This is a genomic window from Intestinimonas sp. HCP28S3_D6 (genome assembly GCF_052065695.1).
Classification (GTDB): Bacteria; Bacillota; Clostridia; order Oscillospirales; family Oscillospiraceae; genus Intestinimonas.
The window spans coordinates 19,580-34,258 of the sequence record NZ_JBQHTM010000015.1; the positions used below are offsets into that span (position 1 = coordinate 19,580).

A 14,679-nucleotide genomic window follows, 5' to 3' on the forward strand; every position below is an offset into this window, starting at 1 on the left:
CTTCGATCACCTCATCCTAACTTCTCTCGTCTTTTCTGTCTTACGAAAGGGTCTGCTTCATGATGGCAAGGCCCTTGTCCATCTCGTCCTTGGTGATGGCCAGCGGCGGCAGCAGCCGCAGGGCGGGGCCCGCCGTCAGCACCAGCAGGCCGTTATCCATGAGCTTCATGGCCACATCCCGGTTGGTCTGGCCCGGCTTGACCTCTATGCCGATCATCAGACCCAGCCCCCGGGTCTTGCCCAGGCAGGGCAGGTCCATGGCCTCGATGGCGCTGCGGAGGTAGTTTCCCTTGTCGGTGATCTCCCCCATCATCTCCTCGCTGAGGATGTCCAGGGTGGCCAAGGCGGCAGCGGCACAGATGGGATTGCCGCCGAAGGTGGTGGCGTGGGTGCCGGGGCCCAACACGTTCCGGCACTTCTCCCCCACCAGGAAACCACCGAAGGGCAGGCCGCCGGCGATACCCTTGGCAAAGGAGACGGCGTCGGGCAGGATGCCGTACTGCTGGTAGCAGAACAGGGTACCGGTGCGGCCGATGCCGGTCTGGACCTCGTCCACCAGCAGCAGCCAGTCCCGCTCGGCGCAGAGGACGGCCAGATCGTGGATGAAGGACTGCTCCAGGGGCCACACGCCGCTCTCCCCCTGGATGAGCTCCAGCATGACGGCGCAGACGTCGTGGCCGGAGACCTGGGCGATGCCGTCCATGGTGGGCTCGGCGTGGCGGAAGCCGTCGGTGAAGGGGAAGAAATAGTTGTGGAACACCTCCTGGCCGGTGGCGGACAGGGTGGTCACCGTCCGGCCGTGGAAGGAGTTGGTCAGGGTGAGGATGGTCCCCCTCCCCTTCCCGTACTTGTCAAAGGAGTACTTCCGGGCCAGCTTGATAAGGCCCTCGTTGGACTCGGCGCCGGAGTTGGCAAAGAAGGCCGTCGACATCCCGGCTCGGCGGCACAGCCGCTCGGCCAGGGCCCCGCAGGGCTGGGTGTAGAACAGGTTGGACATGTGTCCCAGCTTGGCCGCCTGGACAGCCACAGCGTCCACCCACTTGGGGTTGGCCACGCCCACGGAGTTGACGCCGATGCCGGAGGTAAAGTCGATATACTCCTTGCCCTCGGCGCTCCAGAGGGTGGCGTTTTTGCCGTGGTCAATGTCTACCGGGAAGCGGTTGTACGTATGCATCACATACTGGTCATCCCGGGCTTTGATGGTCTGAAAATCCATGGTGTCACCTCACAGCAGCATGGTGCCGATGCCCTCGTTGGACAGCAGCTCGATGAGAATGGAGTGGGGAATGCGGCCGTCCAGAATGACGGCATTCTTTACGCCGGAGCGCACCGCCTCCACACAGCAGTCCACCTTGGGGATCATACCCCCCTGGATGACCCCGTCCTTGATGAGGCCGGGCACCTTGGAGAGCTCCACCACCGGCAGGAGGGTGGACTCATCCTTGGGATCTAGCAAGAGACCCCGGACGTCGGTGAGGAGGATGAGTTTCTCCGCCCCTAGGGCCACCGCCAGCTTGGCGGCGGCGGTATCGGCATTGATATTGTAGGCCGTTTCCCCGTCCACCCCCTGGGCCACGGTGGACACCACGGGGATATAGCCGTCGGAGAGGGCGTCGTTGACGATGGCGGGGTCCACCTGGACCATCTCCCCCACCAGGCCGTACTTCTCATCCAGCTTTTTAGCCTGGAAGAGGCCGGCGTCCATGCCGCACAGGCCCAGAGCCCGGCCGCCCATGGCGTTGAGGGTAGCCACCAGGTCCTTGTTCACCTTGCCGCACAGCACCTGCTGGACCACCTCCATGGTCTCGGTGTCGGTATAGCGCAGGCCGTCCACGAACTTGGACTCCTTGCCGATCTTCTTGAGCATGGCGGAGATCTCCGGGCCGCCGCCGTGGACCACCACCACCTGGATACCCACCAGGTGGAGGAGGATGATGTCGCTGATGACGGCCTGTCGGAGCTCCTCGGAGATCATGGCGTTGCCACCGTATTTGACTACGATGGTCTTGCCGTAGTATTTCTGAATGTAGGGCAGGGCCTCGGCCAGGACCTGGGCCCGCTGCGCCACAGGGAAATCGGACATTTTACAAAACCTCCATGGGAAGCGCCGGACCTATCAGGTCCGGTAGTCCCCGTTGATCTTCACATAGTCGTAGGTAAGATCACAGCCCCAGCAGGTGGCCTGGTGCTCACCCTCGTTGAGGTCCACGTCGATGATCACCTCGTCCTGGCTGAGGATGCTCTTGGCGGCCTCCTCGTCGAAGTCCACCCCGGCGCCATGCTGACATACCAGGATCTCCCCTACGGCGGAGGAGAACTTCACATCCACGAACTCGGGGCGGAAGGGAGCCTTGGAGTAGCCCATAGCGCAGAGGACCCGGCCCCAGTTGGCGTCAGAGCCGAACATGGCGGCCTTCACCAGGGAAGAGCCTACCACCGCCTTGGCCAGACGCTCGGCGGCCTCCTCACTGCGGGCCTTGCCCACGGTGCAGGTGATGAGCTTGCTGGCGCCCTCGCCGTCGGCAGCAATAGAGCGGGCCATCTGCTCAAAGACGCTGTAAAGGGTCTTGTAGAAAACGGTATAGCCGTCGTCCTTCCACTCGATGAGGGGGTTCTCCGCCATGCCGTTGGCTAGCACCACACACATATCGTTGGTGGAGGTATCTCCATCGATGGTCACCCGGTTGAATGTGCGGGGGACAATCTCGTGGAGGGCGTCGGAAAGCATCTCGTGGGTGATGGCGCAGTCAGTGGTGACGAAACACAGCATGGTGCCCATGTTGGGGTGAATCATGCCGGAGCCCTTGGCGATGGCGCCGATGGTCACCGTCTTGCCCCCGATGGAACAGGTCACCGCCAGCTCTTTCTTCACCGTATCAGTGGTCATGATGGCGTTGGCCGCGGCGTCGGAGCCATCCTTGGAAAGGGCGGCGGCGCAGGCGGGCAGACCGGCCTGTATGGCGGCGATGTTGAGCTCTTGGCCGATGACGCCGGTAGAGGCCACCACGAAGTCGCTGGCCTTCAGGCCGGTGGCCTGGGCGGCCAGCTCGCACATCTCCTCGGCGTGCTCATGACTGTTGGGGGCGCAGGCGTTGGCGTTGCCGGAGTTGGCCACGATGGCCTGGGCTTCGCCGTTTTCCAGGTGGTCCATGGTGACGTACAGCGGCGCTGCCTTCACCCGGTTCATGGTGTAGACCGCCGCAGCGGTGCAGGGCTGCTCAGAGACGATGAGTGCCAGGTCCTTCTTGCCCTCCAGCACCTCGGGTTTCTTGCTCATGGGGGGCTGGTTGCCGTCCCCCTTCCCTTTCTTCACGCCGCAGTGGACGCCAGAGGCGGTAAATCCCTTGGGGGCGGCCACGCCGCCGGAGATCTGTTTCATATCACACAACTCCTTGTCATCACAGGGCCAGCCCCGTGGTCTCGGGGAAGCCCAGCATCAGGTTCATATTCTGGACCGCCGCGCCGGAGGCGCCCTTGCCCAGATTGTCAAAGAGGGCGGTCACGATGATCTGCTCCTCATGGCCAGAGACCACCAGCTCCAGGCTATCCTTCCCCGCCATGGTGTTGGCCGCCAGGAAGGTACTCTCCCTCTGATAGGGCCGCACCTGCACCAGGGCCTCTCCCTCATAGTACCGGGCCAGCATCTCGCTGACGTCCTCCGCCGTGGGGTGGCCAGGCAACAGGGAGGCCGGCAGCATCAGGGTGGTGGCCATGCCCTTGTAATAGTCGTCCACCACCGGGCAGAAGACAGGGGCCTGGGTGAGACCGGCGTAGGCCTTCATCTCGGGCAAGTGCTTGTGGCGGAGGTTGGTGCCGTAAATTCTAGGGCTGTAAAGGGATTCCGCTTTCTCGCCATTCTCATAGTCGGCGATCATCTTCTTGCCGCCGCCGGAGTAGCCGGTGAGGGAGAAGCAGGTGACAGCGGCGTCCTTGGGCAGGACCCCCATGGCGGTCAGCGGGGCGGCGGAGGCCAGAAAGCCGGTGGCGTGGCAGCCGGGATTGGCCACCCGCTTGGCAAACTTCACGCGCTGGCGCTGTCCGGCCAGCAGCTCCGGAAAGCCGTAGGTCCAGCTCTCCGCCGTCCGGTGGGCGGTGGAGGCGTCGATGACCTTGGTCTTTTCGTTTTCAATGAGGCCCACCGCCTCCACGGCGGCGGCGTCGGGCAGGCACAGGAAGCAGAGATCGGCGGCGTTGAGGAGCTTCTTCCGTTCTGTCAAGTCTTTCCGCTTGTCAGGATCGATGAGGAGGAGCTCGATGTCCTCCCGTCCCCCCAGCCGCTCGTAGATCTGGAGACCTGTGGTCCCTTCCTGGCCGTCGATATAAACCTTGGGTTTCATTTCTTCTCACGCGCCTCCACGAACTGCTGGATGTGCTCGATCTGGGTCTTGACAGAGTCGGGGGCGGGGCCACCGTAGACCTTCCGGCCGCTCACACAGGTCTTGAGCTCCAAGGCCTGGTACACATCGGGGCCGAAGGCGCCGGATACCGACTGGAAGTCCTTCAGGGGCAGGGTGTCCAGGGTCTCGCCGGTCTTGATGCACATGTGGACCAGTCGGCCCACGATCATATAGGCGTCCCGGAACGGGAGACCCTTCTTCACCAGGTAGTCGGCGCAGTCGGTGGCGTTGATGAAGCCACCGGCAGCGGCCTTCTGCATGTTCTTGCTCTTGACGGTGAGGGTGTCCACCATGGCGGCGAACACGGGCAGGCACTGTTCCACGGTATCGATGGCGTCAAAGACGGGCTCCTTGTCCTCCTGCATGTCCTTGTTGTAGGCCAGAGGCAGGCCCTTCATGATGGTGAGGAGGGTGATGAGGGAGCCGTACACTCGGCCCGTCTTACCCCGGACCAGCTCGGCCACGTCGGGGTTCTTCTTCTGTGGCATGATGGACGAGCCGGTGGAGTAGGCGTCGTCCAACTCCACGAACTTGAACTCCCAGGAGCACCAGAGGATGATCTCCTCAGAGAACCGGGACAGGTGCATCATGAGGATGGACAGGGCCGAGGTGAACTCAATGGCGAAATCACGGTCTGACACGGAATCCAGGGAGTTGTCGGTGGGCTTCTGGAAACCCAGGGCGGCGGCAGTCTGGAACCGGTCCACAGGATAGGTGGAGGTGGCCAGAGCGCCGGCCCCCAAGGGGCACTCATCCATCCGCTCCAGGCAATCCTCCAGCCGGGTCACATCCCGCTTGAGCATGTTGGCATAGGCCATCATGTAGTGGGCGAAGGTGGTGGGCTGAGCCCGCTGGAGGTGGGTGTAGCCCGGCATGACGGTATCCAAGTTGGCCTGGGCCTTCTTGACCAAAATCTTTTCTAGGTCCAGCACCATGCCTATGATGACGGGAATCTCCTTCTTTACATAGAGGCGGAAGTCCACCGCCACCTGGTCGTTCCGGCTCCGGGCGGTGTGGAGGCGCTTGCCCGTGTCCCCGATGCGGGAGGTGAGCTCACTCTCGATGTTCATGTGGATGTCTTCATTCTCCTCGGAGAATTCCACCTTGTCGGTTTCGATGTCGGCCAGAATGGCCTTCAGACCCTCGATGATCTTCTCCGCCTCGTGCTCCTCGATGATGCCCTGCTTGCCCAACATGGCGGCGTGGGCGATGGAACCGGCGATGTCCTCCTTGTAGAGCCGCGCGTCAAAGCTGATGGAGGAGTTGAAGTCGTTGACCGCGGTGTCGGTCTCCTTCTGGAAGCGTCCAGCCCAAAGTTTCATATCCTTCGCTCCTTATGTATGGGGATAGGGACGCCGTACCGGTCCGCTGGCCGGCGCGGCGTCCCTCTTTGTCCGTTTCTGATTTCAGCTCGCCACTGTTTATTTCAGCTTACCCTGCTCCCGCAGCGCCTGGACGGTATCCGGCAGGCCCCACAGGTTGATGAAGCCGGTGGCGTCGTCCTGGTTGTAGTCGCTCTCCTCGAAGGTGACCAGATCCTCGGAGTAGAGGGTCTCGGGAGAGGTGACGCCGGCGTTGATGATGTTGCCCTTGTAGAGCTTGAGCTTCACGGTGCCGGTGACGTGCTCCTGGGTCTTGTCGGCAAAGGCGCTCAGAGCCTCCCGCAGGGGGGTGAACCACTTGCCGTTATAGACCAGATCAGCAAAGTCCACCGCCAGCTTGGCCTTCATGTGGGCGGTATCCTTGTCGATGGTGATCATCTCCAGCACCTCGTGGGCGTGGTAGAGGATGGTGCCGCCGGGGGTCTCGTACACGCCCCGGTCCTTCATGCCCACCAGCCGGTTCTCCACGATATCCAGCAGGCCGATGCCGTTCTCACCGCCCAGCTTGTTGAGCTTGCGGATGATGTCGCTGGCCTTCATCTTCTCCCCGTCAATGGCCACGGGCACGCCCTTAACAAACTCCAGCGTGACGTAGGTGGGCTTGTCCGGAGCGGCGATGGGGCTCACGCCCATCTCCAAAAAGCCTTCCTTCTCATACAGGGGCTCGTTGGAGGGGTCCTCCAGGTCCAGGCCCTCGTGGGAGAGGTGCCACAGGTTCTTGTCCTTGGAGTAGTTGGTCTCCCGGCTGATCTTCAGGGGGATGTTGTGCGCCTCGGCATAGTCGATCTCCTCTTCCCGGCCCTTGATGTCCCACTCCCGCCAGGGGGCGATAATCTTCATCTCCGGGGCGAAGCGCTTGATGGCCAGCTCGAACCGGACCTGGTCGTTGCCCTTGCCGGTGCAGCCGTGGCAGATGGCGTCGGCCCCCTCCTTCTTGGCGATCTCCACCAGCCGCTTGGCAATGATGGGCCGGGCAAAGGCGGTGCCCAGCAGGTACTGCTCGTACTTGGCCCCCATCTTCATGGAGGGAATGATGACCTCATCCACCATCTCATCGGTGAGGTCCTCTACGTAGAGCTTGGAGGCGCCGGTCTTGATGGCCTTCTCCTCCAGGCCGTCCAGCTCGGTGCCCTGACCCACGTCGCCGGAGACGGCGATGACCTCGCAGTTGTTGTAGTTCTCCTTCAGCCAGGGGATGATGATGGATGTATCCAAGCCGCCGGAATAGGCGAGTACGACTTTCTTGATGTCCTTATGATCTGTCATGGTGAACGCCTCCATGTCTTTCGATGTTGGACACAGTGTACCACTTCCTCAAAGAAAATGCAAGAGGCAATTCGCATAAATATGCGAATTGCCTCCCTGTTTTCTCGTACATTCTCACATCAATATGCATAATATGCGTTATATAATGCATATCCCTAATGTTTATACGCTTCCTCCACCCATTTGAGCTACATGTGGAACCGCCGGCGCACCTCGTCCCGAAGTGCCGGACGGCGGCGGACGATGACCAAGGGAATGATGAGAGCCACACACACGGCGGCCACCACCAGAGACCAACCGGGCACATAATCCTGACGGAGCCAGTGGTCCACGTAGAGTTCAACGCTCATAACAAAAAGGCCGATGGCACCAATGATGAGGGTAACACTGGTAAGGATAGACCGCCCCCGGCTGAGAATCAGCCCCAATGCCACCATAATGGCACCACCAGTGAGGATAATAGGCAGGGCCAGCCCCAGATACCACCGTAGGCCGTGAAGGTCGATGGAGATAAGGTAGACGTACACTCCCACGGCGCAGGCATCCAGGCCCAGCCGGACCCACAGGGGCATACCCCGAAAGAGGAGGGGCGGCACCAGCCAGATCCACAGCATCACTGCCGCGCCGATGACGTAGAGGGACCAGGGGCGGCTGGAGTGGAGAAAAAAGAGGTTGAGCAACCCGCAGACCACCGCCACCGAGCCCAGCATAGCTGAGAGCAGCAGGGCCAGCTCCAGCTTATTCACCGGCTGCACCTCCTCCCGCCGGCTGGGGAAGGGGGGCGGCAGCTCGGTGTCCACCGGCTGCCGGGGGTTGACCACCGGGGTCTGGCACAGCGGGCAGGCGCTGGCGGTGGGGTCCAGCTCTACCCCGCAGTTGACGCAGTATGACATTCGTATCTCCTCCCTGTGCCTTCAGCGAGCCGGCGGTTCCGGTCCCTGGCGGTTGGATATGACCTTCACATGGATACCCTCCCGCACCAGGTGACGGAAGAAGTCCCGCTCCACGTCGGATTCCTTCACCGTACCGGCAAAGGTGATCTCCATGGTGTTTCCGTAGCTGATGGAGGCGCAATTGCTCCGCGGGGTGTAGGACTGGCCCAGAATGACCTCCATGCGCTGGATATGGGGCTCCATCTCCGGCGGGACCTTGAAGGCGCCGGGGTTGGTGTAGGTTGTGGAATAGGGCCGGCAGCCCACCAGCTTATAGCTGATGGCCATGGTGAGATTCTTCACCGGCGCCGGCACCAGCTGGAGCAGCTTGTTCTTCTGGAGCATCACGTTCCGGGTGATGACCGCCTGCATCTCCTGGCGGCTGATGTGCAGGCGCATGTGGTGGTGGACTTGGGAGACGATCTCCGGAAAGGTGTAGTCCCCCAACTCCGGGTCGATGACTGGCCGCACCGTCAGGATGAAGTTGCGCAGGGTGCGGGAGGGAAAGTGAGGTCGCAGGTTAATGGGAACCGCCAGGGCCACCGGCAGCTCCCGGCGGCGGCCCTCCCGGCGCTGCTTGGCCAGGATGGATTCGATGAGAACCGCGGAGAGGTACTCCGTCACCGAGGCGCCGTAGCCCTTGGCCACCTCCCGGAGCTTGTCCAGGGGTACCAGACCCATGGTGACATTGAGGGTGTAGAAGGGCTCCGGTGTGCCGTTGTTCTGATAGGCCTTGCTCTCCCCCATGCCCCGGCGCACCCGGGACTTGGCATAGCGGAAATAGGAATCCTCCTGCTCCTCCTGGGAGGGCGGCTCGTCCACATCCAAAATACCGCCGGTATTGGGGATCTGGTGACCCAGCTCCCGCAGGTAGACCGCCAGCAGGGTACGGAATAGGGTGAGCGCTCCCGCCCCGTCGGCCAGTGCGTGGAATACCTCTAAAGAGATGCGGTGTCCGTAGTAAAAAAAACGGATGAGCCAACCATCATCCTCCCGGAAGCGCACCGGCTGGCAGGGATTGCTCATGTCCTCCTTCACAAAGGGACCAGGGGCATCGTTGGGCTCAAAGTAGTACCAGAAAAAACCACGCTTGATGTGGACCCGGAAGCCGGGGAATCGGGGCATGGTCCGGTCGATGGCCCGCTGAAGGGCGGCGGGGTCCACCAGCTCCGTCATCACCGCCGAGAACCGGTAGATGGCGGAGTAGTTCTCCTTCTGGATGGCGGAGTACATCATGGCGGCGTTATCCAGGCGGTACCACTCCGTCTTCTTCTTTTTCGGCACAGCCAAACAGCCCCTTCCTCTATGCGCCCGGGGACCAGAAACCCCCAACGAAAGTCAGCAGGTATCATTATACTATAAACCCCACGCCCTTGCAATCCGGGGGAATATCCTGTAAGATGAGAAAAGAATCCTTTTTCACCGCATCTCATATGGCGGAAGCATCGTCTCCGCCGCACAGTCAGGAGTTTTTATGGAACAGAAAGAAAAAAAGCGCAAACATCTGTCCCCCCTCTCCCCCGAGGCACGGCAGACCGCAGAGCAAAGGCGCACCAATGCCGTCATGGGTGCCCTCAAGGCCATCCACTCCGCCACCTCCCCTGACTCCATGGACCCGGGCGACCTGGACCGCCAGCGCAAGGGCCAGGAGCTGCTGGGACGCCTGGTGGCCCCCATGCTGGGCATGAGCTGGGAGCCCTTCGACCTCCGGGGTATGCCCGCCGCCTGGGTGCGGCCGGAGCGTGGCCACGACAGGCGCCATGTCATTCTATACTGCCACGGCGGCGGATATACCAGCGGAAACCTGGGCTATGCCCGCATCTTGGCCGCTAAGCTGGCCGGCGTCACCGGCTATGAGGTGCTGGCCTTTGAGTACCGTCTGGCCCCCGAGCACACCTACCCCGCCCCCCTGGAGGACGCCATGAAGGCCTGGGACTACCTGATGCACCTGGGCTACGGTGCCCGGGACGTGGTGGTGGCCGGCGACTCGGCCGGCGGCAACCTGGCCCTTGTCTTGGCCATGCTCCTCCGGGACGCCGGACGCCTCCTCCCCCGGCGGCTGGTCCTCCTCTCCCCCTGGACCGACATGACGGCCAGCGGAAAGTCCTACCAAGAGCACCGGGACGACGACCCCATGCTCACCATGGACTATATCCAGGCCGTCCGGGGAGTGTACGCCCCCGGCCAGGACCTGTCCGCCCCCCTGCTCTCCCCCCTCTTCGGGGATCTGCGGCGGCTCCCACCTGTTCTCATCCAGGCCGGCACCAATGAGATCCTGCTCTCCGACTCGGTGCGGCTCCGGGACCGGCTGGTCCAGGCCGGCACTCCCTGCCGACTGGAGGTCTGGCCCGACATGTGGCATGTTTTCCAGATGTTCCCCATGAAAAAAGCCTCTCAGGCCATGAATCACATCGGCCAGTTCCTGCTGGAGCTGGACTGATACAAAAACGGGAGGCCGCGCATCGCGCGGCCTCCCGTCTGCTTTATCCCTCCGCCGGGGCAATGCTTCCCAGCTCCAGCACCGGGGTGTCCCCCAGAAAGCCCGGCCGGCCCTTGGCCTCCTCCACCGTGCGGCAGAAGTAGGCGTACAACTCAGAGGTCCGGTACTCCTCATAGGGATAGCCCTCCAGAGCATATCCATAGTCCAGGGTGATCCAACCCCGGCGTTCCACATCCAGCAGCAGCGCCCCCATCTCCTTCACCTGCTCCATGGTGTCCTCAGGACTAAGCAGGTAGACCGGCGAGAGAGCCACGGCGGAGAAGTCGTCCTCCGCCGTGCTCTCCATCAGGAACCGGGCCAGAGGCAGGTAGTGGTGTTGCTCCAGCTCGTGGAGAAAGGCGGCCTGGGCCGAGGTGAGTTCTCCCTGCCGGTGGGCGTGCTCACCGTGATGCTCATGATGGTGCTCATGGCTGTGGTCGTGTCCGCAACCACAGCCGCAGTGCTCGTGGTGGTGTTCCATGTCGTTGCTCCTTTTTTTCATTTGTTCCAGCATACCCAAGCCCGGCATCTCTGTCAAGAGAAAAAAACAGGGCGGTGTACCAAGTACGCCGCCCTGTTTTTTGATTAAGTACGCTGTGTGTTAGCCCTGGGAGATAGCGCCGGTGGGGCAGGTATCAGCGCAGGAACCGCAATCGATGCAGGTATTGGCGTCGATGACGTACTGGCTGTCGCCCTGAGAAATAGCACCCATGGGGCAGGAATCGGCACAAGAGCCGCAGCTCACACAAGCATCACTGATGACATAGGCCATTGGTAACACCTCCAATTTGAATGTAAGCCTATTCTACCACAGTTTCGAAAAAATGCAACGTTTATTTCTGCAAATTTCCCTCCTCATTTTTTTGCCTCTGCGGGTAGAAGTCCTCAGAATGGTTAAACTAGGGATACAATCCAGGCGTGCCCAGCCGGAAGGTGGTTTATCCCGCCGGAGATCTGGATATAGTTAGAAGCGTGAGAAAAAACGATGCTTTCCCGGGAGGTGAGCATATGCGGGAATTTCAGGATCGTTTTCGTGTGGAACTGGCCGGCGCCCTGACCCCTGAGCTGGCTGGCGCCGCTCACAGCCGCGCCCACGGACACCGGACCGACCGTCCGGCCCAGACCAAACGGAACCGAGGTGAGAAACCATCCGAGAAGAGCGATTCACACAGCGAGCCCAGGCAGCCCTGAAGCTGGCACAGAAGGCCGCAGTGCGGCTGGGCCACAGCTATGTGGGAACGGAGCACCTTCTTCTAGGTCTCAGTCAGGAGGGACAGGGCGTCGCTGCCCAGATCCTTCGGGCCTCCGGCCTCACCCCTCAGTATTTGGAGGATGGGGTGAAGTTGGTCTCCGGCGCGGGCAGCGCCGTGAGCCTTCCCCTCCACGGCCTGACGCCCAACTGCAGGCAGGCTGTGGAGCTGGCAGCGGCGGAGTGTCTGCGGACCGGCTTCCGGAGGGTGGACACCGAGCACCTACTCCTGGGGCTCCTCCGCCTGCGGACCTGCGCCGCCACCCGGGTCTTGGCCGCTACCGGCCAGCTGGGTGGCCTTTACACAGACACCATGAAAGCTCTTGGCGAGACGCCCGCCGGTCCCCCTCCTTGGAGTGAGCCGGCCCGGCCACGCCCGGAGCGCGAACACACGGAACGGGGCGAAAAAAAGCTGTTAGAACAATTTGCAAAAGATCTGACCCGGCTGGCCGCTGCCGGCAGCCTGGACCCTGTCATCGGACGGGATCGGGAAATCCGCCGGGTCATCCAGATCCTCTCCCGTCGGCAGAAGAACAACCCCGCCCTCATCGGCGAGCCCGGCGTGGGCAAAACGGCCATCGCGGAGGGTCTGGCCCGACGCATTGTCTCCGGCCAAGTCCCCGACTGCCTGCGTGGCAAGCGGCTCCTGTCTCTGGACCTCTCTGCCACCGTGGCGGGGACCAAGTACCGGGGCGAATTTGAGGAACGGGTCAAAAATATCTTGGCCGAGGTCCGTCGAGCGGGGGACATCATCCTCTTTCTGGATGAGCTCCACACTATTGTGGGGGCGGGGAGCGCCGAGGGCGCCATCGACGCCGCCAACATCATCAAGCCAGCCCTGAGCCGGGGCGATCTTCAGGTGGTGGGGGCCACCACCCTGGCGGAATACCGGAAATATATCGAAAAGGACGCCGCATTGGAGCGACGATTCCAGTCCGTATTGGTGGAGGAGCCCAGCCAGGCGGATGCCCTGGCCATTCTCCGGGGCCTGCGCAGCCGCTACGAAAGTCACCACAAACTGACCATCTCCGACCAGGCTCTGGAGGCGGCGGTGACTCTCTCCTGCCGCTACCTCCCCGACCGCTTCCTCCCGGACAAGGCGGTGGACCTCATCGACGAGGCCGCCGCCCGGGTCCGGATCGGCGCCCTGGAGACACCTCCCGCCCTGCGCGGGTTGGAGGAAAAGGCCTGTCAGGCCGCCGCCGCCCGGGAGACTGCCATCCGGGGGCAGAACTATGAGCGGGCCGCCATGCTCCGGGACGCGGAGCGGGACTTTCGGCGGGAGTTGGCAGTGCAGTGCTGTGCCTGGCACCAGGGTCAGAGAAAACAGAGCGTGGAGGCCGAGGACGTGGCCGCCGTGGTGGCCGACTGTACCGGCATCCCGGTGAGCACCCTGACCCAGGCCGAGTCTGACCGGCTCCTGGCCCTGGAGGGGGAGCTCCACCGCCGGGTGGTGGGTCAGGACGCCGCCGTCAAAGCGGTGGCCCGTGCCATCCGCCGGAGTCGTGCAGGCCTGAAGGAACCCAGTCGCCCCATCGGTTCCTTTCTCTTCCTGGGTCCCACCGGCGTGGGCAAGACCGAGCTATGCAAGGCCCTGGCCGCCGCCATGTTCGGCACCGAAGACGCCCTCCTTCGTTTTGACATGTCAGAATATATGGAAAAGCACACTGTCTCCCGGCTCCTGGGCTCTCCGCCGGGTTATGTGGGCTACGACGAGGGAGGACAGCTCACGGAAAAGGTGCGGCGCAAGCCCTATTCCGTGGTCCTCTTTGACGAGCTGGAGAAAGCCCACCCCGATGTATGGGGCATCCTGCTTCAAATCCTGGAGGACGGCGTGGTCACCGATGCCCAGGGCCGGAAGGTGGACTTCCGGAACACGGTGGTGGTCATGACCTCCAACGCCGGCGCCCGGCGGCTCACTGCCAAGGGGGGGCATCTGGGCTTTACAACCCGGCAGGGAGATACCCGGCCGCCGGAGGAGCTGCGTCAGGCTGTTCTCTCCGAGCTCAAGCAGATCTTCCGCCCCGAATTCCTCAACCGGGTGGACGAGATTATCGTATTTCAACAGCTCACCCGACCCGAGCTGCGGCGGATCGCCCGTCGGCTGCTGGACCAGCTGGGGCGGCGGCTGGGGGAGCACCAGGTGGCCCTCAAGGTCAGCGACAAGGCCCTGGACCAGCTCACCGATGCCGGCTTTGATCCGGAATACGGTGCCCGACCCCTCCGTCGGGCCATCCGCACCCAGGTGGAGGACCCCATCGCCGAACTGCTCCTGGGAGGCAGGCTCTCCGCCGGAGAGACTGCCATGGTCCTGGCCGAAGAAAATAAATTCAATATTTTTTCTGCGCCGGGGGAACAAAATCCGGCGGCCTGCGTCCAAGGAGACTGTAAACAAAACAAAACCAAAGGAGAATCATCCCCATGAAACGTATGCTGTCTCTGTCCCTGTCCGCCCTGCTGCTGCTTTCCGCCCTGGTGGGCTGCGGAGGAAGCAAGGACAATTCCGGTACCACCAACAAGACCCCCGAGGAGTACACCGAGGCCTACAAGACCGCCATCGAGACCGCCCGGGACGCCGAGCTCAACGAGGCCATCCCTGTGATTACCTCCACTGAGGACGACATGGCCGCCATGGTGCTCCCCCTCATCGGCGTCACTGACGAAAACACCGACGCCTTTGCCGTGGCCATCTCTCCCATGAACGTGAAGGCCTACGGCGTGGCTGCCATTCTCCCCGCCGAGGGCAAGAGCGAGGAGATCCTGGATGGCGTTAACGCCTTTGTGGACCAGCAGAAGCAGAACTTCCAGCAGTACCTCATCGACCAGTACGACATCGCCAACGCCGCCAAGGTGGAAACCTTGGACGACGGCACCATCCTGCTGGTCATGTGCGAGGATCAGGATACCGTCCTGGACGCCATCAAGACCTCTCTCAACGGCTAAGATGGGCAAAAAACGGCCTCTTCCCGGTTCG

General features: G+C 62.4%; 14 protein-coding genes. 4 read left to right on the top strand and 10 right to left on the bottom strand.

What is annotated here, in order from left to right; all coding sequences use genetic code 11:
- Positions 1–40: 40 nt before the first annotated feature.
- From ACTNBK_RS06815 to ACTNBK_RS06850, 8 genes are all read right to left on the bottom strand, one after another.
- On the bottom strand, positions 41–1,216 hold the full coding sequence (locus tag ACTNBK_RS06815; RefSeq protein WP_441144751.1) for an aminotransferase class III-fold pyridoxal phosphate-dependent enzyme: 1,176 nt from the start codon (positions 1,214–1,216) through the stop codon (positions 41–43).
- A gap of 9 nt (positions 1,217–1,225) precedes the next feature.
- Positions 1,226–2,083: an acetylglutamate kinase gene (gene argB, locus ACTNBK_RS06820; protein ID WP_441144753.1), complete on the bottom strand. Its 858-nt coding sequence runs from the start codon at positions 2,081–2,083 to the stop codon at positions 1,226–1,228.
- Positions 2,084–2,116: 33 nt separating this feature from the next.
- Positions 2,117–3,379: a bifunctional glutamate N-acetyltransferase/amino-acid acetyltransferase ArgJ gene (gene argJ / locus ACTNBK_RS06825; RefSeq protein WP_441144755.1), complete on the bottom strand. Its 1,263-nt coding sequence runs from the start codon at positions 3,377–3,379 to the stop codon at positions 2,117–2,119.
- Positions 3,380–3,398: 19 nt separating this feature from the next.
- Positions 3,399–4,337: an N-acetyl-gamma-glutamyl-phosphate reductase gene (gene argC / locus ACTNBK_RS06830; RefSeq protein ID WP_441144757.1), complete on the bottom strand. Its 939-nt coding sequence runs from the start codon at positions 4,335–4,337 to the stop codon at positions 3,399–3,401.
- Positions 4,334–5,719 carry an argininosuccinate lyase gene (gene argH, locus ACTNBK_RS06835; RefSeq protein WP_441144759.1) on the bottom strand — a complete coding sequence of 462 codons (1,386 nt, stop codon included), beginning with the start codon at positions 5,717–5,719 and terminating at the stop codon, positions 4,334–4,336. The genes argC and argH overlap by 4 nt, the downstream gene beginning before the upstream one ends.
- Before the next feature lie 99 nt (positions 5,720–5,818).
- Positions 5,819–7,045 (bottom strand): argininosuccinate synthase, encoded by a 1,227-nt coding sequence (locus tag ACTNBK_RS06840; RefSeq protein WP_441144761.1) that lies wholly within the window; start codon positions 7,043–7,045, stop codon positions 5,819–5,821.
- Between the two features lie 188 nt (positions 7,046–7,233).
- Positions 7,234–7,938 (bottom strand): DUF6320 domain-containing protein, encoded by a 705-nt coding sequence (locus ACTNBK_RS06845; protein ID WP_441144763.1) that lies wholly within the window; start codon positions 7,936–7,938, stop codon positions 7,234–7,236.
- A gap of 21 nt (positions 7,939–7,959) precedes the next feature.
- Positions 7,960–9,261, bottom strand: a complete 1,302-nt coding sequence (locus ACTNBK_RS06850; protein WP_441144830.1) for a hypothetical protein — start codon at positions 9,259–9,261, stop codon at positions 7,960–7,962.
- Between the two features lie 190 nt (positions 9,262–9,451).
- Here ACTNBK_RS06850 and ACTNBK_RS06855 point away from each other — a divergent pair, with 190 nt between their 5' ends.
- Positions 9,452–10,417: an alpha/beta hydrolase gene (locus tag ACTNBK_RS06855; RefSeq protein WP_441144765.1), complete on the top strand. Its 966-nt coding sequence runs from the start codon at positions 9,452–9,454 to the stop codon at positions 10,415–10,417.
- Between the two features lie 43 nt (positions 10,418–10,460).
- On the opposite strand, the gene ACTNBK_RS06860 is transcribed toward ACTNBK_RS06855, so the two are convergent.
- Together ACTNBK_RS06860 and ACTNBK_RS06865 are read right to left on the bottom strand one after the other, a co-directional pair.
- Positions 10,461–10,937: a hypothetical protein gene (locus ACTNBK_RS06860; RefSeq protein ID WP_441144767.1), complete on the bottom strand. Its 477-nt coding sequence runs from the start codon at positions 10,935–10,937 to the stop codon at positions 10,461–10,463.
- A gap of 120 nt (positions 10,938–11,057) precedes the next feature.
- A complete protein-coding gene (locus ACTNBK_RS06865; RefSeq protein WP_130849795.1) occupies positions 11,058–11,228 on the bottom strand; it encodes a DUF362 domain-containing protein in 171 nt (56 codons plus the stop codon).
- Between the two features lie 236 nt (positions 11,229–11,464).
- Between ACTNBK_RS06865 and ACTNBK_RS06870 the strand changes: the two genes are divergently transcribed.
- The 3 genes from ACTNBK_RS06870 to ACTNBK_RS06880 are packed head-to-tail and all read left to right on the top strand — an operon-like array spanning position 11,465 to position 14,648.
- The gene (locus ACTNBK_RS06870; RefSeq protein WP_441144768.1) at positions 11,465–11,647 is read left to right on the top strand and encodes a hypothetical protein; all 183 of its coding nucleotides are present in this window, start codon (positions 11,465–11,467) and stop codon (positions 11,645–11,647) included.
- Positions 11,605–14,130 (top strand): ATP-dependent Clp protease ATP-binding subunit, encoded by a 2,526-nt coding sequence (locus ACTNBK_RS06875; RefSeq protein ID WP_441144832.1) that lies wholly within the window; start codon positions 11,605–11,607, stop codon positions 14,128–14,130. The genes ACTNBK_RS06870 and ACTNBK_RS06875 overlap by 43 nt, the downstream gene beginning before the upstream one ends.
- Positions 14,127–14,648: a DUF4358 domain-containing protein gene (locus ACTNBK_RS06880; RefSeq protein WP_441144769.1), complete on the top strand. Its 522-nt coding sequence runs from the start codon at positions 14,127–14,129 to the stop codon at positions 14,646–14,648. Before ACTNBK_RS06875 ends, ACTNBK_RS06880 begins: the two co-directional genes overlap by 4 nt.
- Positions 14,649–14,679: the final 31 nt, after the last annotated feature.